A 24,186-nucleotide genomic window follows, 5' to 3' on the forward strand; every position below is an offset into this window, starting at 1 on the left:
TGACCTCGGATTGCTTGCCACGCGCTTTCGCGAAGGGCCGGCGATGCTTCGCCCCTATTATTCGGAAATCCGTAATGAACGGAGGAATTGCTGAAAAAATTGGCGTGAATACCATCAAGCTGCGCTACATCCGGTCGTAAATACATCAGGACGAAACACTGTTTCGAAAAACGGGCCTTGCCCGTTCACGACGACGCAATACAGGAAGAATGATGGTGATCGGAAACCTGACGATACGTGCGCGCATCGGTTTGACGATGGCGTTTCTCGCAGTACTGCTGGGCCTGCTCGGCGTGCTCGGCGTGTACGGGATGACGCGCTCGAACGACGCGACGCGCGAGATTTTCACGAACCAGATGCCGAGCGCGGTCGACGTGGCCGTCGCCGAAATGTACGCGGCGCGCGAGCGCCTGGCGCTCGATCGCGCCGCGCTGCTGGTGGGCACGCCCGACTCGGCTGCCGCCGTGGAACGCAGCCGCGCGATGCGCACGCAGTCCGACGCGTGGTGGCAAAAATACCTTGCACTGCCGCGCGGCCCGGAGGAAGACCGTCTCGCGCAGGACGTCGCCGCGAAGCGGCTGGCGCTGCAGCGCAGTTGCGACGCGTTCGGAGGCCTGGTCGCGGCGGGCGACCATGACCGGATCGGCGAGGGCGCCAAACAGCTCCAGGCGCTTTACAACGAGCTCGCGACCGCAGGCGAAGCGCTGCGCAATTTCCAGTTCAGTGCCGGGCAGACGGACTTCGACCGCGCGGAAGCGATGTACGACACGCTGCGCGTGCTGTCGATCGTCCTGCTGGCGGCCGGCCTGGTTGCCGCTGCGCTTTCCTGGCTGACGCTCAGCCGTGCGATCGGCCGTCCGCTCGCGGACGCGCTCGCGCATTTCGACGCGATCGCCGCGGGCGACCTGCGCCGCGCGATCGTCGTGCATCGGCGCGACGAAATGGGCCAGCTCCTGGACGGTCTCGCGAGGATGCAGCGCGGCCTTGTCGACACGGTGCGCACCGTGCGCGGCGGCAGCGAGTCGATCGCGACCGCGGCGCGCCAGATCGCCGCCGGCAACATCGACCTGTCGTCGCGCACGGAAGAGCAGGCGTCGGCGCTGCAGGAAACCGCATCGAGCATGGAACAGCTGACCGGTACCGTGAAGCAGAACGCCGACAATGCGCGGCAGGCAAGCTCGCTGGCCGCGAACGCGTCGGAGATTGCAAACAAGGGCAATACGGTGGTCGTCCAGGTGGTCGGCACGATGGGCGAGATCAACGACAGCTCCGCGAAGATCGCGGACATCATCGCGATCATCGAGGGAATCGCGTTCCAGACCAACATCCTGGCGCTGAACGCGGCGGTCGAAGCCGCGCGCGCCGGCGAGGAAGGCCGCGGCTTCGCGGTCGTCGCGGGCGAGGTGCGCAGTCTCGCGCAGCGTTCGTCGAGCGCGGCCAAGGAGATCAAGATGCTGATCGACGCGTCGGTGGAGCGCATCCGGACCGGCTCGGCGCTGGTCGACGAAGCCGGCCGCACGATGAGCGACGTGATCGGCGCGGTGCAGCGCGTGACCGACATCATGGGCGAGATCGCGGCGGCGTCCGAGGAACAGAGCGGCGGCATCGACCAGGTCGCGCGCGCGGTCGCGCAGATGGACGAAGTCACCCAGCAGAACGCCGCGCTTGTCGAGGAAGCGGCGGCCGCCGCGCAATCGCTCGACGAACAGGCCGCGCGCCTGCGCGAGACGGCGTCGGTGTTCCGGATCGACGACGACGCGGCGCAGCCGGCGACCGCTGCCGCCGCACGTCAGGCGCCGCGCGCGGTGCCCGCAGCGGCTGCGGTGCCGGTTGCGCCGTCCGCGCCGGCCGTGGCGCGCGACGATCGTGATGCGGCGCCGAAGCGCGTCGCGCCGGCGCGCAAGCCGGCGGCCGCTGCACCCGCGCCGGTGGCTGCCGGCGCCGACGACTGGGAAACGTTCTGATTCGCGCGTGACGCGCATCTTTTCGCGGTAACGCTCCCCGGTATCTTTCCCCGTATCTCTCCCCATTTGGCAGCACACGACGCCCGCGACATGCGGGCGTCGTCGTTTCGACCGATGGAATGTGACAACGCACGTGAACGTTCGTGCGTCACCGCGCGCTGCGTGTTCGCATCCGCACTACGGGTATCTCCGGACGATGCGAAAAAAATTTGTAACGGCGCGCGCGGCGTGTCGTCGTAAACGTCCGCTCGAACGTCTAGGGATGAAGGGGGAGTGAAGGGTGCCGCGACGACGACGGAGGTGTCCAACGCACGAGACGTTCCGATGCTCGACGAGAGGTGGCGGATGCCGTTTCCGCGACACGGGAGATCGATTGTAAAGCGTCGAAATGCGTTGTCCAAGCGGTGTTGTCGAGAATGACGAACTTCATACGAAGAGTTCGTGAAAAAAAATAAGAAAGGGTTTAGGATGAATTCGAACGCGCTTGCTTCTGCGCAGTCATAGAAGGCAGGCACGTCTTCAGACTCAGGCGAGGGAGGTAGCATGGATATTTACAGCAGCTTCGCGAACCGCTTCGAAAAAACGCGAGAGGAAGAGTTCTCGCTGGAGGAGTACCTCGCGCTCTGCAAGAACGATCCGTCAGCGTACGCCACGGCTGGCGAACGCATGCTGGCTGCAATCGGGGAACCCGAACAAATCGATACCCGCATCGACCCGCGCCTGTCGCGGATCTTCGCGAACAAGGTTATCAAGGTCTATCCCGCGTTCCGTGAATTCTACGGAATGGAGGAAGTGATCGAGCAGGTGGTCGCGTACTTCCGCCACGCTGCGCAAGGGCTCGAAGAGAAGAAGCAGATTCTCTACCTGCTCGGCCCGGTGGGCGGCGGCAAGTCGTCGATCGCCGAGCGGCTGAAGCAGCTGATGGAGCGTGTGCCGTTCTATGCGCTGAAGGGTTCGCCCGTCAACGAATCGCCGCTCGGGCTGTTCGACTACGACGAAGACGGCCCGATCCTCGAAGAGCAGTACGGCATTCCGCGCCGCTACCTGAAGAGCATCCTGAGTCCGTGGGCCGTCAAGCGCCTGCACGAATACAACGGCGACATCCGCCAGTTCCGCGTGGTACGCCGCTTTCCGTCGATCCTGCGGCAGATCGGCATCGCGAAGACGGAACCTGGCGACGAGAACAACCAGGACATCTCGTCGCTCGTCGGCAAGGTCGACATCCGCAAGCTCGAACAGTACGCGCAGGACGATGCCGATGCATACAGCTACTCGGGCGGCCTGTGCCTGGCGAACCAGGGCCTGCTCGAATTCGTCGAAATGTTCAAGGCGCCGATCAAGGTGCTGCACCCGTTGCTGACCGCGACGCAGGAAGGCAACTTCAAGGGCACCGAAGGATTCGGCGCGATTCCGTTCGACGGCGTGATCCTCGCGCACTCGAACGAGTCGGAGTGGAAGGCCTTCCGCAACAACCGCAACAACGAGGCACTGCTCGACCGGATCTTCGTCGTGAAGGTGCCGTACTGCCTGCGCGTGTCGGAAGAGATCAAGATCTACGAGAAGCTGATCCGCAACTCGTCGCTGGCCGAGGCCGTGTGCGCGCCGGGCACGCTGAAGATGATGTCGCAGTTCTCGGTGCTGTCGCGCCTGCACGAGCCGGAGAATTCCAGTCTGTTCTCGAAGATGCAGGTGTACGACGGCGAAAACCTGAAGGACACCGATCCGAAAGCGAAGTCGTACCAGGAGTATCGCGACTACGCGGGCGTGGACGAAGGGATGACCGGCGTGTCGACGCGCTTCGCGTTCAAGATCCTGTCGCGCGTGTTCAACTTCGACTCGAGCGAGGTCGCGGCCAACCCCGTGCACCTGATGTACGTGCTCGAACAGCAGATCGAACGCGAGCAGTTCCCGCCGGAGACCGAGCAGAAGTACCTGTCGTTCGTGAAGGACGTGCTCGCGTCGCGCTACGCGGAGTTCATCGGCAAGGAGATCCAGACGGCTTACCTCGAGTCGTATTCGGAGTACGGGCAGAACATCTTCGACCGCTACGTCACGTATGCGGACTTCTGGATCCAGGACCAGGAATTCCGCGATCACGACACGGGCGAGAGCTTCGACCGCGCCGCGCTGAATGCGGAACTGGAGAAGATCGAGAAGCCGGCCGGGATCAGCAATCCGAAGGATTTCCGCAACGAGATCGTGAACTTCGTGTTGCGTGCACGGGCGGCGAACGCCGGCAAGAACCCCGTGTGGACGAGCTACGAGAAGTTGCGCGTCGTGATCGAGAAGAAGATGTTCTCGAATACCGAGGAACTGTTGCCGGTCATTTCGTTCAATGCGAAGGGCTCGGCGGAGGAGCAACGCAAGCATGAGGACTTTGTGAACCGGATGGTCGCGAAGGGCTATACGCCGAAGCAGGTGAGGCTGCTTTGCGACTGGTACCTGCGCGTGCGCAAGTCGTCATGACGCGCGCGGTACCGCGCCCGTGCGGCGAGTCCGTACGGGCGCTTTCAGAGGCGCCGCCCGCATGACGGCAGACGGCATGCGCGGCGAGTGCCCCGGCAGATCGACTTTCGAGCGGGAGACCGGGAGTGCTTCATCAAATCATCGACCGCAGGCTGGCCGGCAAGAACAAGAGCATCGCCAACCGCGAACGCTTTCTGCGTCGCGTCAAGAACTACATTCGTCGTGCCGTGTCCGACGCGGTGCGCGACCGTAGCATCAAGGATATCCAGAGCACGCAAAGCATCACGATTCCGCGCAAGGACATCGCCGAGCCGAATTTCCGGCACGCGCCGGGCGGGCGTCGCGAATACGTGCACCCGGGCAACGAGGACTACGTGCGCGGCGACAAGATTCCGCGTCCGCAGGGCGGCTCGGGCGGCGGCGGCAGTCAGGCGAGCAACGAAGGCGAAGGGCAGGACGACTTCGTGTTCGAGCTGTCCCGCGACGAATTCATGCAGTATTTCTTCGACGATCTCGAACTGCCGCGCCTCGTGAAGACGCACCTGCTGACGGTGCCGAGCTGGAAGAACGTGCGCGCGGGCTGGTCGGCGGAAGGCACGCCGAACAACATCGACGTCGTGCGCTCGCTGCGCAGCGCGCTCGGGCGACGCATCGCGCTCGGTTCGCCGCTCGTCAACGAGCTGCGCGAGCTCGAAGCGCGGCTCGAGGTGATGAAGCTCGATCCGGAAGACCGTCGCGAGGATATCGCGACGCTCGAGGCCGAGATCCATCACCTGAAGGGGCGCATCTGGCGGATCCCGTTCATCGATCCGTTCGACCTGCGCTACATCAACCGCGTGAAGCAGCCGCAACCGTCGAGCCAGGCCGTGATGTTCTGCCTGATGGACGTGTCGGGCTCGATGGACGAGCAGCGCAAGGATCTCGCGAAACGCTTCTTCATCCTGCTGTACCTGTTCCTGAAGCGCAACTACGAGCGCATCGAGGTCGTGTTCATCCGTCACCACACGCGCGCCGAGGAGGTCGACGAGGACACCTTCTTCCATTCGACCGAAAGCGGCGGCACCGTCGTGTCGAGCGCGCTCGAGCTGATGCGCAAGGTGATGAACGAGCGCTACTCGCCGACCGAGTGGAACATCTACGGCGCACAGGCGTCCGACGGCGACAACTGGACTGACGATTCGCCGAAGTGTCGCAAAATCCTGGAAGAGGATATCCTCACCAAGACGCGTTACTTCGCGTATATCCAGGTCGCCCCGGAAGAGCAGAACCTGTGGCTGGAGTACGCACAGCTGGCGCTGTCGCAACCGCACCTCGCGATGAAGAAAGTCGAATCGGCTGCCGACATTTACCCGGTATTTCGCGAATTGTTCGAAAAGCAGGTGGAAATGTCATGACGACCCGCCATCTGCACAACGAGTCGCGCGGCTATGCGCCGCGCCCTTCCGGCGACGACACGACCGGGCCTGCCGCATCGCAGCAAAGCGGCCGGACCGAACCGGCGGCGCCGGCCGCCGACTTGCCCGGTGCCGGGCAGAAGGAAGCGCGTATGAACGTTGCCGAACGCAAGCCGCTGCCGTGCCCGTCCGACTGGACGTTCGAGCTGCTCGAGGAATACGACACGCACATCTCGCAGGTCGCCGAGCAGTACGAGCTCGACATCTATCCGATCCAGCTCGAGCTGATCAGCGCCGAGCAGATGATGGATGCGTATGCGTCGGTCGGGATGCCGGTCAACTATCGCCACTGGTCGTTCGGCAAGCACTTCCTCGCGACCGAGAAAAGCTATCGCCGCGGCCAGATGGGCCTCGCGTACGAAATCGTCATCAACTCGAATCCCTGCATCGCGTATCTGATGGAAGAGAACACGATGACGATGCAGGCGCTCGTCATCGCGCACGCGGCGTACGGGCACAACTCCTTCTTCAAGGGCAACTACCTGTTCCGGTTGTGGACCGACGCGCACGCGATCATCGACTATCTGGTGTACGCGAAGAACTACGTCGCCGAATGCGAGGAGCGCTACGGCCTCGATCGCGTCGAGGAACTGCTCGATTCGTGCCATGCGCTGATGAACTACGGCGTCGACCGCTACAAGCGGCCGCAGAAGCCGTCGTTGTCGAAGGAGGCCGCGCTGCGGCGCGAGCGCGAGGCGTATCTGCAGTCGCAGGTCAACGAGCTGTGGCGCACGCTGCCGGGCAAGAAGCCCGAGCAGATGGAGGAGCAGGAAGGACGCTATCCGCCTGAGCCGCAGGAGAACCTGCTGTATTTCGCGGAGAAGAACGCGCCGCTGCTCGAGCCGTGGGAGCGGGAAGTGATCCGCATCGTGCGCAAGATCGGCCAGTATTTCTATCCGCAGCGGCAGACGCAGGTGATGAACGAAGGCTGGGCGACGTTCTGGCACTACACGCTGCTGAATACGCTGTACAACCAGGGCAAGCTGGAAGACGGCTTCATGATGGAGTTCCTGCACTCGCACAGCAACGTGGTCTACCAGCCGCCCGTCACGAAGCCGTACTACAGCGGGATCAATCCGTATGCGCTCGGCTTCTCGATGATGAGCGACATCCGCCGGATCTGCGAGGCGCCGACGGAAGAGGACTACAAGTGGTTTCCGGAGATCGCGGGCACCCCGTGGCTGCCGGCGATGCACTACGCGATGCGCAACTTCAAGGACGAGAGCTTCATCGCGCAGTACCTGTCGCCGAACCTGATCCGCGAGATGCGGCTGTTCTCGGTGCTCGACGACGACATGCGCGATTCGCTCGAGGTGTCGGCAATCCACGACGAGTCCGGCTACCAGTACGTGCGGCAGGCGTTGTCGCGGCAGTACGACATCCATCACCGCGAGCCGAACATCCAGGTGTGGGCCGTGAACACGCGCGGCGACCGCAGCCTCACGCTGCGCCATTTCATGACCGACAACCGCCATCTGTCGAACGACAGCGAGGAAGTGCTCAAGCACATGGCGCGGCTCTGGCAGTTCGACGTGTTCCTGGAAAGCGTCGACGAGGCCGGGACCGTGCGCAAGCGCTACGAGTGCCGCTACGTGCCGCCGGAGGTGCGCGTCTGACGATCGCCCGAGAACAGTTTGCACCGGACGCCAGCCTGAGGGCTGGCGTTTTCATATGACGAACGCGTACCGGGAGAAAAAATTTCTACATCCGGACGAACCCGGAAAGCCCGTTACTTTACATTTCGCTAAAATCCCGTAGCGCCGTGCCGCCGGAACCGGTGCCACGTGCGACCGTACGCGGCGGCCCGCGAGCCGTCTCGCCCAGAAAGCACTAAAAGGAACAGACCAACCCATGGACGTCCAGACCGACCAAGCTGCGCTGTCCGCGCATGACACCCGGCGGCGCGTGTTCGCCATCGTCGGCGCCTCGTCGGGCAACCTCGTCGAGTGGTTCGACTTCTACATCTACTCGTTCTGCGCGCTGTACTTCGCACCGGCGTTCTTCCCGAGCGGCAACACGACCACGCAGCTGCTGAACACGGCCGGCGTGTTCGCGGCCGGCTTCCTGATGCGTCCGATCGGCGGCTGGCTGTTCGGCCGCATCGCCGACCGTCACGGCCGTCGCACGGCGATGATGATCTCGGTGTTGATGATGTGCGGCGGCTCGCTCGTGATCGCGGTGCTGCCGACCTATGCGCAGATCGGCGCGCTGGCGCCGGCGCTGCTGCTGGTCGCGCGCCTGTTCCAGGGGCTGTCGGTGGGCGGCGAATACGGGACGAGCGCAACCTACATGAGCGAGGTCGCGCTGAAGGGGCGGCGCGGCTTCTTCGCGTCGTTCCAGTACGTGACGCTGATCGGCGGCCAGCTGTGCGCGCTGCTGGTGCTCGTGATCCTGCAGCAGGCGCTGTCGAACGACGAATTGAAGGCGTGGGGCTGGCGCATTCCGTTCGTCTGCGGGGCGGCGGCCGCGCTGATCTCGCTGTACCTGCGCAAATCGCTCGACGAGACGTCGACGAGCGCATCGCGTGACAAGAAGGACGCGGGCACGATCCGCGGCGTGTGGCAGCACAAGGGCGCCTTCTTCACGGTGGTCGGCTTCACGGCCGGCGGCTCGCTGATCTTCTACACCTTCACGACGTACATGCAGAAGTACCTCGTGAACACGGCCGGCATGCATGCGAAGACGGCCAGCAACGTGATGACCGTCGCGCTGCTCGTCTACATGCTGATCCAGCCGGTGTTCGGCGCGCTGTCCGACAAGATCGGCCGCCGCACGTCGATGATCCTGTTCGGCACGTTCGCGGTGATCGGCACGGTGCCGCTGATGCACGCGCTGAAGACCGTCACGAGCCCGACGGCCGCGTTCGCGCTGATCACGATCGCGCTGGCGATCGTCAGCTTCTACACGTCGATCAGCGGCCTCATCAAGGCCGAGATGTTCCCGCCCGAAGTGCGCGCGATGGGCGTCGGCCTGTCGTATGCGGTCGCGAACGCGATCTTCGGCGGCTCGGCCGAGTACGTCGCGCTGTGGTTCAAGTCGATCGGCAGCGAGGAAACCTTCTACTGGTACGTGACGGCGCTGTGCGCGATCTCGCTGATCGTGTCGTGGCGGATGCGCGATCCGAGCAAGGAAGGGTACCTGCGTCACGAACCGTGATCGGCAGGGCAGCCCGCCGGGCTGCCCGCATCGACCGGCAACGTGCAACGGGACGGCGCTCCGCCATGCAGGCGGCGCGCCGTTTTTTATGCGCGGCGTTTTCCCATGGTCGCGTGCAAGCTCATCGCGGGGCGCACGATATCGATATCGGAATCGCTTCGTTGTCCGCAGCGGACGATGCGCTTATTCTGAACGCGTAGTTCGTGTGACACCTCCTTGACTGGGATTCGCGCCCGCTGCGTGCAGCGGGCGTTTTTTTGTGCGCATGCGCCGCATGCAGCCGCTGCAAGCCTCATCACGAAACCCGCAGAGCAAAGCACCATTTGTTGGTTCGGAATCGCCGCACGCGCTGATACGTTAGCGGCTTCGCGACGACACACAGCGTCGCGATGTTCCTCGAACCGGCCGCCGCGCGATCCGTGGCGGCCTTCATAACAAATCAGGTCGTGCTCATGAAATTCCACACTCTCGCTACGTGGCTCGTCGGGGCCGCACTCGTCACGGCCGGCACGGTCGCGCACGCGGACCGCCTCGACGACATCAGGAAGGCCGGCGTGCTGCGCGTCGCGACCTTCGACAGCAATCCGCCGTTCGGCTATGTCGACGGCAAGAGCAATCACATCGTCGGCCTCGACGTCGACTATGCGAAGGCGCTGGCCGACAAGCTCGGCGTGAAGCTGCAGCTGCAGCCGACCAATCCCGCGAACCGCATTCCGTTCCTGACCGCCGGCAAGGTCGACCTGGTGCTCGCGAATTTCACGATCACCGACGAGCGCGCGAAGCAGGTCGACTTCAGCATCCCGTATTTCTCGTCGGGCCAGCAGTTTCTCGCGAAGAAGGGCGTGCTGAAATCGGCCGACCAGCTGAACAGCTTGCGCGTCGGCGCGGACAAGGGCACGACGAACGAGATCACGCTGCGCGAGAAATTCCCGAAGGCGACGATCGTCGCGTACGACGACACGCCGTTCGCATTCGCCGCGCTGCGCGCCGGCAACGTGCAGGCGATCACGCAGGACGGGCCGAAGCTGATCGGCCTGCTCGCGAACGCGCCCGACAAGCAGAACTACGAGATCCCGGCGTTTACGATCTCGAACGACTACATGGGCGTCGGCGTGCCGAAGGGCGAGACGCGCCTGCTCGGCTTCGTGAACGACACGCTGAAGGGACTCGAGGCGAACGGCCGCGCGGGCCAGATCTACGACGCGTGGTTCGGTCCGACGACGAAGACGCCGCTCACGCGCATCTTCCGCATCGGCGACAAGACCTGAGTCGCATGCAGGACGCGCCGCGTTCCGCCATCGGTCGTGCCGGTGCGCGGGGATCGCGGCGTTTTCCGTTTCTCTCGATCGCTTGCTTCGCGCCCGCACCACGATGCTCGGCTTGGCTCCCAAATATCTGTCCTGGCTCTGGCAGGGCTTCCTGCTGACGCTCGGCCTCGCGGCCGCGTCGGCGCTCGCCGCGACCGTCGGCGGACTGCTGCTCGCCGTCATGCGGCATGCGCGCGGCACGGCGCCGCGCACGCTCGCGGCCGGCTATGTCGTCGCGTTCCGCAACACGCCCTTGCTCGTGCAGTTGCTGTTCTGGTATTTCGGCGTCGCGTCGTTGCTGCCCGACACATGGGTCGCGTGGCTGAACGCGCGCCATCAGCTGAGCGCGGGCCCGTTCACGCTCGCATGGCCGTCGTTCGAGTTCGTCGCGGGCTGGTTCGGGTTGAGCGCGTACACGGCCGCGTTCGTCGCCGAGGAATGCGAAGCCGGGCTGCGCGGCGTGCGCCGTGCGCAGCATGATGCGGCCGCGGCGCTCGGCCTCACGCCGATGCAGTCGCTGCGCTACGTCGTGCTGCCGCAGGCCGTGCGCATCGCGCTGCCGCCGTTGTTCGGCCAATACATGAATCTCGTGAAGAACTCGTCGCTCGCGATGGCGATCGGTGTCGCCGAGCTGTCGTACGCGTCGCGGCAGGTCGAGACGGAGACGTTCAAGACCTTTGCCGCCTTCGGTGTCGCGACCGTGCTGTACATCGCCGCGATGGCCGCGATCGAGGCCGGTGCCTATGCGGCCACGCAATGGCGCGACCGGCTCGGGGCGGGGCGTTGACGATGGATCTCTCGCTGCTGCTCGACAACCTGCCGTACCTGCTCGTCGGCGCATTCCCGGATGGTCCGCTCGGCGGCGCCGCGCTGTCGCTCGTGCTGGCGATCGCGTCGGCCATCGCATCGGCGGTGCTGGGCGTGGCGCTCGGCGTCGCGATGGCGCTCGCGCGCGGCCCGCTGCGCGTGCTGCTGCTCGCGTTCATCGGCTTTTTTCGCGCGATCCCGGTGCTGATGCTGATCTTCTGGACGTACTTCCTGATGCCGATGCTGCTGCACATGGACGTGCCGGGACTCGCGACGGTCGTGTGCGCGCTGGCGCTGATCGGCGGCGCGTATCTCGCGCATGCGGTGCATGCGGGCATCGTCGCGGCCGGCGACGGACAGTGGCAGGCGGGGCTGTCGCTCGGGCTCACGCGCTGGCAGACGGTGCGCTACGTGCTGCTGCCGCAGGCAATCCGGATCATGACGCCGTCGTTCGTCAACCAGTGGGTCGCGCTCGTGAAGGACACGTCGCTCGCGTATATCGTCGGCGTGCCGGAACTGTCGTTCGTCGCGACGCAGGTGAACAACCGGCTGATGGTGTATCCGGCGCCGATCTTCCTGTTCGTCGCGGCGATCTATCTGGTGCTGTGCACGTCGCTCGACGGTGCGGCGCGCTGGTTGTTGTCACGCCGCCCGCGTGCGGCGCGCATCGCGCAGGCCGAGGCTGAACGCACGGAACCCGCGCGGTGACGGCGCGCGCCGCGTGCGATGCATGCGGCGCGTTTCCGGTGATGAAGGTGAGAGCGTGCGGCTATCCGCAGCGGGCCGGGTCGTCGCCGAGCGAGCGGCGACGGGCGTGCAGGTGCTTCAGGACTTCGGTGCTTGAGAACTTCAGCGCGTTAGCGCGTCAGCGTCAGGACGCGCTGTAGTGCGTATCGAATACCGAACGCAGCGTCGACGGACCGGTCGCGAAGTCGCCCCACAGCGGGCCGTCGCTCTGCGCGAATGCGAACGGCGTCGTACTGATCGACGCGAGGCGGAAGCGCCATTGCGCCGCTTCCTGGCGAAACGCGGTGAGCTGCATGTCGGACAGCCCCGTCTGCGCGCTCGCGAGCGTGACGAGCGGATCGACCGGGTCGTTCGCGACGCGCACTTCGAAATGCAGGTGCGGACCGGTGGCCGCGCCGGTCATTCCGACCGAGCCGATGCGCTGGCCCTGCCTGACGGATTCGCCGGTCTTCAGCCCGCGCGCGAACGCGGACAAATGCGCGTAGTAGGTCGAATAACCGTCCGCGTGATCGACGATCACGTAGTGGCCGTAGCCGCCCGGATCGTTGCCGACGAACGACACGACGCCATCGGCCGCCGCGTTGACGGGCGTGCCGGACGGTGCGGCGAGGTCGACGCCGGTGTGGAATGCCATCTCCTGCGACAGCGGGTGCACGCGTTCGCCGAAGAACGAGCTGATGCGCGTCCACTTGACCGGCATCGTGAACGCGGCCGCTTCGAGCGGCGTGCCGTCGAGCGTGTAGTACGCGCCGTGGTCGGCACCCGGCGCGCGGAACCAGATCGCACCGAACGTGCGGCCCGCGACGCGCAGCTCGAGCGCGGTGAGGTGCGGCGTGCCGTTGTTGGTGTCGTACGCGATGCGGTAGTAGTCGCCGCGCTGCGCACCGGCGCGCAGCGCGACCTTGCCGGTGACGAGATCGCCGAGCTGGATGCGCACTTCGGGCGGCACGTCGAGACGGTTCAGCGTATCGGACAGCGTGAGTTCGATGTCGCCCGCACGCATTCCGTGCTGCTGCTCGGGCGGCGCGAGCTGGAACAGGCTCGTATAGCCGAGCATGTCGTTGCGGTGCGCGCTGAGCGGCGCGAACAGGCCCGGCTGCAGGTTGCGGTCGGTGCGTTCATCGCGTTCGTTGCGCTCGCCGATCGTGCGCGCGAGCTCGCTCGTCACGAAATGTTGCGCGGTGGGAAACGGCGTGTCGGACAGCACGCGCTGCGGCAGCGCGGCCGTGCCCGAATCGACGGCGCCCGGCAGTTGCGAGACGGCCGGCAGCGCGGCGGCGAGACCGAAGGCGGCGAGGGCGCCGAGCACGGCGGCCGGCACGAGCGCGCGCACGAGGCGCTGCGCGCGCCCGGGCGCGAAAGCATCAGGAGTTGCGGCAGGCTTGACCAAAGGTGTCCACATCCAGGAAAAGCGGTTCAAAGAGGTGTGGGCGGGAACCATCGGCGGCAGATCCGTCGGGTGACGACGGGGCGGGCGACGGGCGTGCAACAAAACAGGCCCCGCCAGGGGCCTGTGTCGTTTCCGTTCGACCCAACTCGCGGGCAGGCCCGCTTCGAACGGCGGCGTGACCTTTCCGGGTCGAACCCGGTTTATCACGAAGACGCTAAAGAAAGATGACAGCGTCAGTCTACCGATGTTCCGCGAAGCGTTAAAAATTTTAAAGAGGGTCGGCTCATTCGTTTCGCACTGCGGTAAATCGGGTTAAATCAGCATTTATTGCGCGGCTTTTCGTCAGACAGGAAATTTTTGCGCGCGCACGCGCAGCGCGGCGGATGTCCTGACCGCGTCAAAGCCGGCGTCGAGCATCGCTTCCGCGTCGTTCCACAGATTGCCGCGCAAGCGGTTGGTCCAGATCATCGATGCGAACACGCCTTCGAGCAGCGACACGAGATGGACGGCCGCGAGATGCACGTCGAGATCGGCGGCCAGTTCGCCGGCCGCAATCGCGCGGCGCAGCAGCGCCTTGGTGATGCGCAGCATCTGCAGTTCGAGCAGCATGCGGCGGCGCTGCAGCGCGCCGTTCTCCTCGCTCTGCTCGCATTTCGTATAGAGGATCACGAGCACGCGCTGCATCGCGCCCGGCTCGCCGCATTGCCGCAGGTAATGCGACGCCGCGCGGCGCAGCGTGGCGAACGCGGGCAGGCTGTCGACCGCGTCGAACCCTTCCGACGTACGCGCGAATGCGCGGTCGCACATCGCGAGACACACTTCCATCTTGTTGCGGTAATGGCCGTACACGGCGCCCCGCGACATTCCGGCGGCCTCGGCGAGGTCCGCCATCGCGGTTTGCGCGACGCCTTTTTCGAGCAGCACGAGCTCGGCGGCGTCGAGGATCCGGTGCTTGATGGCGAGCGATTCTTCCCGGGTCTTGCGGGCCATGTCGTGAATTTCCTTACAGTTCGCTGTCGTTTTATTGAGACAGTATGGCGGCCGGATGACGACCGCCTGTATTTAATCAGTCGTGACTGATTATAATCGGCCACCCTGAGCCGCCGCATTGTATCGGCGGCGAACGATCCGAGGTCAGCACATGAATAACAAACGCTCCCTGGGGCGCCGCCTGCGGCTGGCGTCGTACGCGCTCGCGGCCGCGCTGGCCGCGACCGGCTGCGGAAAGGGCGAACGGGACAAGGCGCCGGAGGCCATTCAGGACGCGACGGTCGTGACGGTGCGTCCGACGGCCGTACCGATGACCGTCGAATTGCCGGGCCGGCTCGACGCCTATCGGCAGGCGGAAGTGCGCGCGCGGGTCGCGGGCATCGTCACCGCGCGGACTTACGAGGAAGGCCAGGAAGTGAAGCAGGGCGCGGTGCTGTTCCGCATCGACCCCGCGCCGCTGAAGGCCGCGCGCGACGCCGCGCGAGGGGCGCTCGCGAAGGCGCAGGCCGCCGCGCTCGCGGCGAGCGACAAGCGCCGCCGTTACGACGACCTGGTGCGCGACCGCGCGGTCAGCGAGCGCGATCACACCGAGGCCGTCGCGGGCGACACGCAGGCGAAGGCCGACGTCGCGTCCGCGCAGGCCGAGCTCGCCCGCGCGCAACTGCAGCTCGACTATGCGACCGTCACCGCGCCGATTTCGGGCCGCGCCCGGCGCGCGCTCGTGACCGAAGGCGCACTCGTCGGCCAGGACCAGGCGACGCCGCTCACGACCGTCGAGCAGCTCGACCCGATCTACGTGAATTTCTCGCAGCCGGCGGCCGACGTCGACGCACTGCGCCGCGCGGTGAAGAGCGGGCGCGCGACGGGCATCGCGCAGCACGACGTCACGGTGACGCTGCTGCGCGCCGACGGCACCGCGTATCCGCTGAAGGGCAAGCTGCTGTTCAGCGATCTCGCGGTCGATCCGACCACCGATACCGTCGCGATGCGCGCGCTGTTCCCGAATCCCGAGCGCGAACTGCTGCCGGGCGCGTACGTGCGGATCGCGCTCGACGCGGCCGTCGACCAGCGCGCGATCCTCGTGCCGCGCGATGCATTGCTGCGCACGGCCGATCGCACGTCGGTGCGCGTGGTCGGCGCGAACGGCAAGGTGAAGGACGTCGAGGTCGCCGCCGACCGGATGAGCGGCCGCGACTGGCGCATCACGCGCGGCCTCGCGGGCGGCGAGCGCGTGATCGTCGACAACGCCGCGCAGTTCGCGCCGGATACCGCCGTCAAGCCCGTCGAGCAGGCCTCGCCGACGAAGGCCGCGTCACCGGCGGCCGCCCGTCAAACCTGATCGGTTCAACTAAACATGGCACGTTTCTTCATCGATCGCCCCGTCTTCGCGTGGGTGATCGCACTCTTCATCATGCTCGGCGGCGTGTTCGCGATTCGCGCGCTGCCCGTCGCGCAGTATCCGGACATCGCGCCGCCCGTCGTCAGCATCTATGCGACGTATCCGGGTGCGTCCGCGCAGGTCGTCGAGGAATCGGTGACCGCGCTGATCGAGCGCGAGATGAACGGCGCGCCAGGGCTGCTGTATACGTCCGCGACGAGCAGCGCCGGGATGGCGTCGCTCTATCTGACGTTCAAGCAGGGCGTCAATGCCGATCTCGCGGCCGTCGAAGTGCAGAACCGGCTGAAGACGGTCGAGGCGCGGCTGCCCGAACCCGTGCGGCGCGACGGCATCCAGGTCGAGAAGGCCGCGGACAACATCCAGCTCGTCGTGTCGCTGACCTCCGACGACGGCCGGATGAGCGACGTGCAGCTTGGTGAATACGCGTCGGCGAACGTCGTGCAGGCGCTGCGCCGCGTCGACGGCGTCGGCCGGGTGCAGTTCTGGGGCGCCGAATATGCGATGCGGATCTGGCCCGACCCGGTGAAGCTGGCCGGGCACGGCCTCACCGCGTCGGACATCGCGTCGGCCGTGCGCGCGCACAACGCGCGCGTGACGGTCGGCGACATCGGCCGCAGCGCGGTGCCGGACAGCGCGCCGATCGCGGCGACGGTGTTCGCCGACGCGCCGCTGAAGACGCCGGCCGACTTCGGCGCGATCGCGCTGCGCACGCAGCCGGACGGCGCCGCGCTCTACCTGCGCGACGTCGCGCGCATCGAGTTCGGCGGCAACGACTACAACTATCCGTCGTACGTGAACGGCAAGGTCGCCACGGGCATGGGCATCAAGCTCGCGCCGGGCTCGAACGCGGTGGCCACCGAGCAGCGCGTGCGCGCGGCGATGGACGCGCTGTCCGCCTACTTCCCGCCGGGCGTGAAATACCAGATCCCGTACGAGACGTCGTCGTTCGTGCGCGTGTCGATGAACAAGGTCGTCACGACGCTCGTCGAGGCCGGCGTGCTGGTGTTCCTCGTGATGTTCCTGTTCATGCAGAACCTGCGCGCGACGCTGATCCCCACGCTCGTCGTGCCGGTCGCGCTCGCGGGCACGTTCGGCGTGATGCATGCGGCCGGCTTCTCGATCAACGTGCTGACGATGTTCGGGATGGTGCTCGCGATCGGCATCCTCGTCGACGATGCGATCGTCGTCGTCGAGAACGTCGAGCGGCTGATGGTCGAGGAAGGGCTCGGCCCCTACGACGCGACCGTCAAGGCGATGCAGCAGATCAGCGGCGCGATCGTCGGCATCACGGTCGTGCTGACGTCGGTGTTCGTGCCGATGGCGTTCTTCGGCGGCGCGGTGGGCAACATCTACCGGCAGTTCGCGCTGGCGCTCGCGGTCTCGATCGGCTTCTCGGCGTTTCTCGCGCTGTCGCTGACGCCCGCGTTGTGCGCGACGCTGCTCAAGCCGGTGTCCGGCGACCATCACGAGAAGCGCGGTTTCTTCGGCGGCTTCAACCGCTTCGTCGCGCGCTCGACGCAGCGCTATGCGACGCGCGTCGGCGCGATGCTGAACAAGCCGCTGCGCTGGCTGGTCGTGTACGGTGCGCTGACCGCGGCGGCCGCGCTGATGCTCACGCAACTGCCGAGCGCGTTCCTGCCCGACGAGGACCAGGGCAACTTCATGGTGATGGTGATCCGCCCGCAAGGCACGCCGCTCGCGGAAACGATGCAGAGCGTGCGCGAGGTCGAGTCGTACATTCGTCGCGACGAGCCGGCCGCGTACACGTTCGCGCTCGGCGGCTTCAACCTGTACGGCGAGGGGCCGAACGGCGGGATGATCTTCGTCACGCTGAAGAACTGGCAGGAACGCAAGGCCGGGCGCGATCACGTGCAGGCGATCGTCGCGCGCATCAACGCGCGCTTCGCGGGCACGGCGAACACCACGGTGTTCGCGATGAACTCGCCGGCGCTGCCCGATCTCGGTTCGACGGGCGGCTTCGACTTCCGGCTGCAGAACCGCGGCGGGCTCGACCATGCGGCGTTCAGCGCCGCGCGCGAGCAGCTGCTCGCGGCGGGCGGCAAGGATCCGGCGCTCACCGACCTGATGTTCGCCGGCACGCAGGACGCGCCGCAGCTCAAGCTCGACATCGACCGCGCGAAGGCGTCGGCGCTCGGCGTGTCGATGGACGAGATCAACACGACGCTCGCGGTGATGTTCGGCTCCGACTATATCGGCGACTTCATGCACGGCACGCAGGTGCGCCGCGTGATCGTGCAGGCCGACGGGCGGCACCGGCTCGATCCGGACGACGTGCAGAAGCTGCGCGTGCGCAACGCGCGCGGCGAGATGGTGCCGCTCGCGGCGTTCGCGACGCTGCACTGGACGCTCGGGCCGCCGCAGCTCACGCGCTACAACGGCTATCCGTCGTTCACGATCAACGGCTCGGCCGCGCCGGGGCACAGCAGCGGCGAAGCGATGGCCGCGATCGAGCGGCTCTCCGCGAAACTGCCGGCAGGCATCGGCTACGCGTGGTCGGGGCAGTCGTTCGAGGAGCGGCTGTCGGGTGCACAGGCGCCGATGCTGTTCGCGCTGTCGGTGCTCGTCGTGTTTCTCGCGCTCGCGGCGCTGTACGAGAGCTGGTCGATCCCGTTCGCGGTGATGCTGGTCGTGCCGCTCGGCGTGATCGGCGCGGTGCTCGGCGTCACGCTGCGCGCGATGCCGAACGACATCTACTTCAAGGTGGGGCTGATCGCGACGATCGGGTTGTCCGCGAAGAACGCGATCCTGATCGTCGAAGTCGCGAAGGACCTGGTCGCGCAGCGCATGTCGCTCGTCGACGCGGCGCTCGAGGCCGCGCGCCTGCGGCTGCGGCCGATCGTGATGACGTCGCTCGCATTCGGCGTCGGCGTGCTGCCGCTCGCGTTCGCATCGGGCGCCGCGTCCGGCGCGCAGATGGCGATCGGCACCGGCGTGCTCGGCGGCGTGATCACGGCGACGGTGCTCGCGGTATTCCTCGTCCCGCTGTTTTTCGTGATCGTCGGCCGCCTGTTCGACGTCGGCCCGCGCCGGCGCGGCGGGTCGCGGCCGGCGACGATGGAGGGTGCGCAATGACGTTTCACCTGAATGCGCGCGCGACGTCGCGGGCCCCGGTCGCGCTGGCCGCTGCACTCGCGTTCGCGCTCGCCGGCTGCTCGCTCGCGCCGCGCTACGAGCGGCCGGCGGCGCCGGTGCCGGCCAGCTATGTGCCGGTCGACGGCGGCACGCAGCCGGCGGTCGAGGCGACTGCGTCCGTCGATGCCGCGCTGCTCGACGACTGGCGCGCGTATTTCACCGACCCGGCGCTGCAGGCCTGGATCGACGCGGCGCTCGCGAACAATCGCGACCTGCGGATCGCGGCCGGACGGCTCGACGAAGCGCGCGCGCTGTACGGCGTGCAGCGCGCGGACCTGATGCCGTCGCTCGACGCGAACCTCGGCTACGAGCGCACGCGCCAGTACGACCCGGTCGTGCGCGAGAGCGCGGTGAGCGGGCTGTATCGCGCAGGCGTGGGTATCAGCGCGTACGAGCTCGACCTGTTCGGCCGCGTGCGCAACCTGTCCGATGCGGCGCTCGCCGAGTATTTCGCGACGGCCGACGCGCAGCGCACGGTGCGCATCGGCGTGATTGCCGAAGTCGCCGGCGCGTACGTTTCCGAACGGTCGTTGCACGCGCAACTGGCGCTGGCGCAGCACACCCTCGACGCGCGCGAGCGCATTGCCGCGCTCACGCAGCGCCGCTATGCGGCCGGCACGAGCGATGCGATCGAGCTGCGCTCGGCCGAGATGCTGGTCGCGTCCGCACGTGCGTCGCAGGCCGCGCTGCAGCGCGAACACGCGCAGTCGGTGCGCGCGCTGCAATTGCTTGCCGGCGATTTCGCGCGCACGGTGCCGGCCGACGGCACCGCGCTCGACGCGCTCGCGATCGCGCCGGTGGCACCCGGCGCGCCGAGCGCGCTGCTCGAGCGGCGGCCGGACATCCGGCAGGCCGAGTCGCGGCTCAAGGCCGCGAACGCGCAGATCGGCGCCGCGCGCGCCGCATTCTTCCCGCGCATCGCGCTGACGACCGACTACGGCTCGGTCAGCGACGCGTTCTCGAGCCTGTTCGCGGGCGGCACGAGCGTGTGGACGTTCGCGCCGCGCATCACGCTGCCGATCTTCGCGGGCGGCCGCAATCGCGCGAATCTCGACGTCGCGACCGCGCGCAAGCACATCGCGGTCGCCGAATACGAGAAAACCGTGCAGACCGCGTTTCGCGAAGTGGCCGACGCGTTCGCCGCGCGCGACTGGATCGATCGCCAGCTTGCCGCGCAGCAGGATGTGTACGCGGCCGACGGCGCGCGGCTGAAGCTCGCCGAGCGTCGTTATGCGGGCGGCGTCGCGACGTATCTCGAACTGCTCGACGCGCAGCGCAGCACGTACGAGTCGGGACAGGAACTGATCCGGCTCAAGGAACTGAGGCTCGCGAATGCGATTGCGCTGTATCGCGCACTGGGCGGTGGGTGGGCGCCGGCGTCAGTCGGGGAGGCCGCCGCGTGATTCGCTAGCCGTGCGGGTGGCGATCGCTCATGTGTCGTCGCCACCCCGGCCGGTGTGGCTTCCATCGGGCCCTCGGCACGGATCGACGATGAACGCATCCGCGCGTCGTCGTCATCCACGTTGTTTCTCCCCGCGGTCGAGCTGAGGCGCGCCTTCAACCCGTCACGCATCCTGGCGACCGATCGCGTCGTCACACGGCCCCGAGCGTGCCGGACTTCCTCCTTTTTCGATTCCATCCAGGGCGCCGAAACGTCGCGTGCGCGTCGTCGCGCGGGTACGCCGGATGTCGTGACGGCGCACGGCATTACATGCGGCTTTTAATCCCGGGTTGACGATTCAATTGATTCTTGTATCGAGAATAATGACGGGTGACGAAATGTCGCGGTAAAACGTTTGTGCGGATTGCGCAATCGTTTGCGCGAGAAATCCGCAGCACCGAAAATCGACCGTTAATTTCCTCTCAGTTGAAAATCGATGAATGCATTCGTTGCGGTCGGGCAACGATGGCAGGATCGGACAGAATTTTGGCATTTTTGATTGGTAATCAGGGGAGGCCATATCCAGCAAGGAAGGGCGAGGAATAAGCGATCCATAAAATGAAATGTCTTTAATTTTCAGTCGGTTCTAGAAAATCAAAAAGGACTGCGGATGAAAATATCGGGATTGAGAATTTCAAGGAAATAGTTAGTTTGAAAGTACGCAAGGCGAAGATTGTCATTTGCGATTTAACAATGCTTTACAGAATTCTTTCATTCATATCTCGATAATGCCGCCTCGTGACGGACGGGAGCCAACCACACGCTGCCTTTTGTATCCGCCACGTCGTCCATTCCCTTTGCAATTCTCACGGAAAACGTCATGAAAAAATCCCTCCTGGCCGCTGTCGCACTCGCAGCCCTGTCCACCTCGGCCTTCGCAGCCGGCACCGGCACGATCAACTTCACGGGCGAGATCGTCGCGGGCGCGTGCGGTATCGATTCGGGTTCGGTCAACCAGACCGTGAACCTCGGCAAGGTGCCGACCCACACGTTCAAGAAGGCCGGCGACAAGTCCGAGCCGGTCAAGTTCGACATCGTCCTGACCGACTGCGACACCAGCATCTCGAAGAACGCATTCTTCACGTTCACGGGTACGTCGAATGCGGCCCAGCCGAAGCTGCTCGCCACGATCGGCTCGGCAACCAACGTCGGCATCCGCGTACAGGGCGCAACGGGCGAAGACCTCGACAACGGCGTCGAGCAGGCCGCTGCAACCCTGCTGCAGAACGGCAACAACACGGTGCGCTTCGCCGCACGCTACGAAGCGACGGCAGCCGACGTGACGCCGGGTACGGCCGACGGTGTCGCAAACTTCACGGTTCGCTACCAGTAAGCGGCCGTCACGGAGGAGGGGTGCGCGCACCCTTTCTCCGGCTTGTCTTCCTGCCCAGTTTTTCTCGGACTTCCGGTAGCGCCGCGTGCGAATCAGACATTCCTTCCTTTGCGTCTCCGTGCTGGTGGTCGGCAGCCAGAGCCATGCGACGGAATTCAATTCGTCGTTCCTCGACATCGACGGCTCGAACAACGTCGACCTGTCGCAGTTCGCGCAGGCCGACTTCACGCTGCCGGGCGAATACATGCTCGACGTGCAGGTCAACGACCTGTTCTACGGGCTGCAGGCGATCCAGTTCATCGCGCTCGACCCGTCCGGCGCGGGCAAGCCGTGCCTGCCTCCGGAACTCGTCGCGCAGTTCGGGCTGAAGCCGTCGCTCGCGAAGGACCTGCCGCGCTTCCAGGGCGGTCGCTGCGTCGATCTCGGCGCGATCGAGGGCGCCACCGTGCGTTACCTGAAGAGCGACGGTCGGCTCAAGATCACGATTCCGCAGGCCGCGCTCGAATTCACCGATTCGAACTACCTGCCGCCGGCGCGCTGGTCCGAAGGGATTCCGGGCGCGATGCTCGACTATCGCGTGATCGCGAACACGAACCGCAACTTCGGTTCGGGCGGCGAGCAGACGAATTCGATCCAGGCCTACGGAACGATCGGGGCGAACTGGGACGCGTGGCGCTTTCGCGGCGACTACCAGGCGCAGTCGAACGCGGGCAGCAGCGCGTACGCGGATCGCACGTTCCGCTTCAGCCGGCTTTACGCATTTCGTGCGCTGCCGTCGATCCAGTCGACGGTGACGTTCGGCGACGACTACCTGAGTTCGGACATTTTCGACACGTTCGCGCTGACCGGCGCGTCGATCCGCAGCGACGACCGCATGCTGCCGCCTTCGCTGCGCGGCTATGCGCCGCTGATCGCGGGCGTCGCGCGCACCAATGCGACCGTGACCGTCTCGCAGGCGGGCCGCGTGCTGTACGTGACGCGCGTGTCGCCGGGCGCATTCGCGCTGCAGAACATCAACACGAGCGTGCAGGGCACGCTCGACGTCGCAGTCGAGGAAGAGGACGGCAGCGTGCAGCGCTTCCAGGTGACGACGGCGGCCGTGCCGTTTCTCGCGCGCACCGGGCAGCTGCGCTACAAGGCGGCGGTCGGCAAGCCGCGGCAGTTCGGTGGTGCCGGCATCACGCCGTTCTTCGGTTTCGGCGAAGCGGCGTACGGCCTGCCGCTGGATTTCACCGTGTACGGCGGCTTCATCGCCGCGTCGGGCTATACGTCGATCGCGCTCGGTGTCGGCCGCGATTTCGGCACGTTCGGCGCAGTCTCGGCCGACGTCACGCATGCGCGTGCGCGCCTGTGGTGGAACGGCGCGACGCGCAACGGCAACTCGTACCGGATCAACTATTCGAAGCATTTCGACACGCTCGATGCCGACGTGCGCTTTTTCGGCTACCGCTTTTCCGAGCGCGAATACACGAACTTCGCGCAGTTCTCGGGCGACCCGACCGCATACGGCCTCGCCAATAGCAAGCAGCGCTATTCGGCGACGCTGTCGAAGCGCTTCGGCGACACGTCGACCTATTTTTCGTACGACCAGACGACTTACTGGGCACGGTCGTCCGAGCAGCGCATCGGCCTCACGCTGACGCGTGCGTTCTCGATCGGTGCGCTGCGCAACCTGAACGTCAGCCTGTCGGCGTTCCGGACGCAAAGCGCGGGCACGAGCGGCAACCAGTTCTCGGTGACCGCGACGCTGCCGATCGGCGGCCGTCACACCGTCACGTCGAACCTGACGACAGGCAACGGCAGCACGAGCGCGAACGCAGGCTATATCTACGACGATCCGGACGGCCGCACCTACCAGGTCAACGCGGGCGCGACCGACGGCCGTGCATCGGCGAACGCGAGTTTCCGCCAGCGCACGTCGACCTACCAGTTGACTGCACAGGCGTCGACGGTCGCGAACGCGTATGCGGCCGCGTCGCTCGAGGTCGACGGCTCGCTCGTCGCGACGCAGTACGGGCTGGCCGCGCACGCGAACGGCAACGCGGGCGATACGCGCCTCCTGGTCTCGACCGACGGCGTGCGCGACGTGCCGCTGTCCGGCACGCTCACGCACACCGACTCGCGCGGCTATGCGGTGCTCGACGGGATCTCGCCGTACAACGTGTACGACGCGACCGTCAACGTCGAGAAGCTGCCGCTCGAGGTGCAGGTGTCGAACCCGATCCAGCGCATGGTGCTGACCGACGGCGCGATCGGCTTCGTCAGGTTTTCGGCGGCACGCGGCAGCAACCTGTACCTGACGCTGACCGACGCGGCCGGCAAGCCGCTGCCGTTCGGCGCATCGGTGCAGGACGCGGCGAACGGCAAGGAGCTCGGCATCGTCGGCGAGGGCGGCGCCGCGTTCCTGACCCAGGTTCAGCCGAAATCGGCGCTCGCGGTGCGCGCGGGCGAACGCACGCTGTGCACGGTGGACGTGCTGCCGAACCAGCTTCAACTCGAAGGCACGCCGATTCCGGTGACGTGCCAGGCATCCGGCGAGTCGCACGCAGCGGCCGCACGGGTCGAACGATGATTTCACG

15 protein-coding genes are annotated in these 24,186 nt (G+C 66.1%); 13 read left to right on the top strand and 2 right to left on the bottom strand.

What is annotated here, in order from left to right; all coding sequences use genetic code 11:
- Nucleotides 1-212: 212 nt before the first annotated feature.
- The 8 genes from NQV17_RS17275 to NQV17_RS17310 all read left to right on the top strand — a co-directional run bounded on the left by NQV17_RS17275 (nt 213) and on the right by NQV17_RS17310 (nt 11,862).
- Nucleotides 213-1,964 (top strand): methyl-accepting chemotaxis protein, encoded by a 1,752-nt coding sequence (locus NQV17_RS17275; RefSeq protein WP_257773250.1) that lies wholly within the window; start codon nt 213-215, stop codon nt 1,962-1,964.
- Between the two features lie 543 nt (nt 1,965-2,507).
- Nucleotides 2,508-4,430, top strand: a complete 1,923-nt coding sequence (locus tag NQV17_RS17280; RefSeq protein WP_044843599.1) for a PrkA family serine protein kinase — start codon at nt 2,508-2,510, stop codon at nt 4,428-4,430.
- A 125-nt stretch (nt 4,431-4,555) separates the two neighbouring features.
- Entirely contained in the window at nt 4,556-5,824 is a 1,269-nt protein-coding gene (locus NQV17_RS17285; RefSeq protein WP_044843598.1) for a YeaH/YhbH family protein, read from the top strand.
- Nucleotides 5,821-7,500 carry a SpoVR family protein gene (locus NQV17_RS17290; protein ID WP_257773166.1) on the top strand — a complete coding sequence of 560 codons (1,680 nt, stop codon included), beginning with the start codon at nt 5,821-5,823 and terminating at the stop codon, nt 7,498-7,500. The genes NQV17_RS17285 and NQV17_RS17290 overlap by 4 nt, the downstream gene beginning before the upstream one ends.
- A gap of 235 nt (nt 7,501-7,735) precedes the next feature.
- Nucleotides 7,736-9,040, top strand: a complete 1,305-nt coding sequence (locus NQV17_RS17295; protein ID WP_063549337.1) for an MFS family transporter — start codon at nt 7,736-7,738, stop codon at nt 9,038-9,040.
- Nucleotides 9,041-9,492: 452 nt separating this feature from the next.
- Nucleotides 9,493-10,308 (top strand): ABC transporter substrate-binding protein, encoded by an 816-nt coding sequence (locus NQV17_RS17300; RefSeq protein ID WP_257773167.1) that lies wholly within the window; start codon nt 9,493-9,495, stop codon nt 10,306-10,308.
- Nucleotides 10,309-10,411: 103 nt separating this feature from the next.
- Nucleotides 10,412-11,134: an amino acid ABC transporter permease gene (locus tag NQV17_RS17305; protein ID WP_257773168.1), complete on the top strand. Its 723-nt coding sequence runs from the start codon at nt 10,412-10,414 to the stop codon at nt 11,132-11,134.
- A gap of 2 nt (nt 11,135-11,136) precedes the next feature.
- Nucleotides 11,137-11,862: an amino acid ABC transporter permease gene (locus NQV17_RS17310; protein WP_257773169.1), complete on the top strand. Its 726-nt coding sequence runs from the start codon at nt 11,137-11,139 to the stop codon at nt 11,860-11,862.
- A 163-nt stretch (nt 11,863-12,025) separates the two neighbouring features.
- Here NQV17_RS17310 and NQV17_RS17315 read toward each other — a convergent pair whose 3' ends face one another.
- Complete coding sequence (locus tag NQV17_RS17315; protein WP_257773170.1) at nt 12,026-13,303, bottom strand: M23 family metallopeptidase; 1,278 nt, start codon at nt 13,301-13,303, stop codon at nt 12,026-12,028.
- Nucleotides 13,304-13,633: 330 nt separating this feature from the next.
- Nucleotides 13,634-14,281, bottom strand: coding sequence for a TetR family transcriptional regulator (locus tag NQV17_RS17320; protein WP_124485531.1), 648 nt, complete (start codon nt 14,279-14,281; stop codon nt 13,634-13,636).
- 151 nt (nt 14,282-14,432) lie between these two features.
- Here NQV17_RS17320 and NQV17_RS17325 point away from each other — a divergent pair, with 151 nt between their 5' ends.
- The 5 genes from NQV17_RS17325 (at nt 14,433) to NQV17_RS17345 (ending at nt 24,179) form a co-directional block, all read left to right on the top strand.
- Nucleotides 14,433-15,620: a MexX/AxyX family multidrug efflux RND transporter periplasmic adaptor subunit gene (locus NQV17_RS17325; RefSeq protein WP_257773171.1), complete on the top strand. Its 1,188-nt coding sequence runs from the start codon at nt 14,433-14,435 to the stop codon at nt 15,618-15,620.
- 15 nt (nt 15,621-15,635) lie between these two features.
- Nucleotides 15,636-18,773 carry a multidrug efflux RND transporter permease subunit gene (locus NQV17_RS17330; RefSeq protein ID WP_257773172.1) on the top strand — a complete coding sequence of 1,046 codons (3,138 nt, stop codon included), beginning with the start codon at nt 15,636-15,638 and terminating at the stop codon, nt 18,771-18,773.
- On the top strand, nt 18,770-20,236 hold the full coding sequence (locus NQV17_RS17335) for an efflux transporter outer membrane subunit (protein ID WP_257773173.1): 1,467 nt from the start codon (nt 18,770-18,772) through the stop codon (nt 20,234-20,236). The genes NQV17_RS17330 and NQV17_RS17335 overlap by 4 nt, the downstream gene beginning before the upstream one ends.
- Nucleotides 20,237-21,094: 858 nt before the next feature.
- Entirely contained in the window at nt 21,095-21,607 is a 513-nt protein-coding gene (locus NQV17_RS17340) for a fimbrial protein (RefSeq protein WP_044843588.1), read from the top strand.
- 118 nt (nt 21,608-21,725) lie between these two features.
- Complete coding sequence (locus NQV17_RS17345; RefSeq protein WP_257773251.1) at nt 21,726-24,179, top strand: fimbria/pilus outer membrane usher protein; 2,454 nt, start codon at nt 21,726-21,728, stop codon at nt 24,177-24,179.
- Nucleotides 24,180-24,186 lie beyond the last annotated feature (7 nt).

It is taken from the genome of Burkholderia sp. SCN-KJ (assembly GCF_024656005.1).
Classification (GTDB): domain Bacteria; phylum Pseudomonadota; class Gammaproteobacteria; order Burkholderiales; family Burkholderiaceae; genus Burkholderia.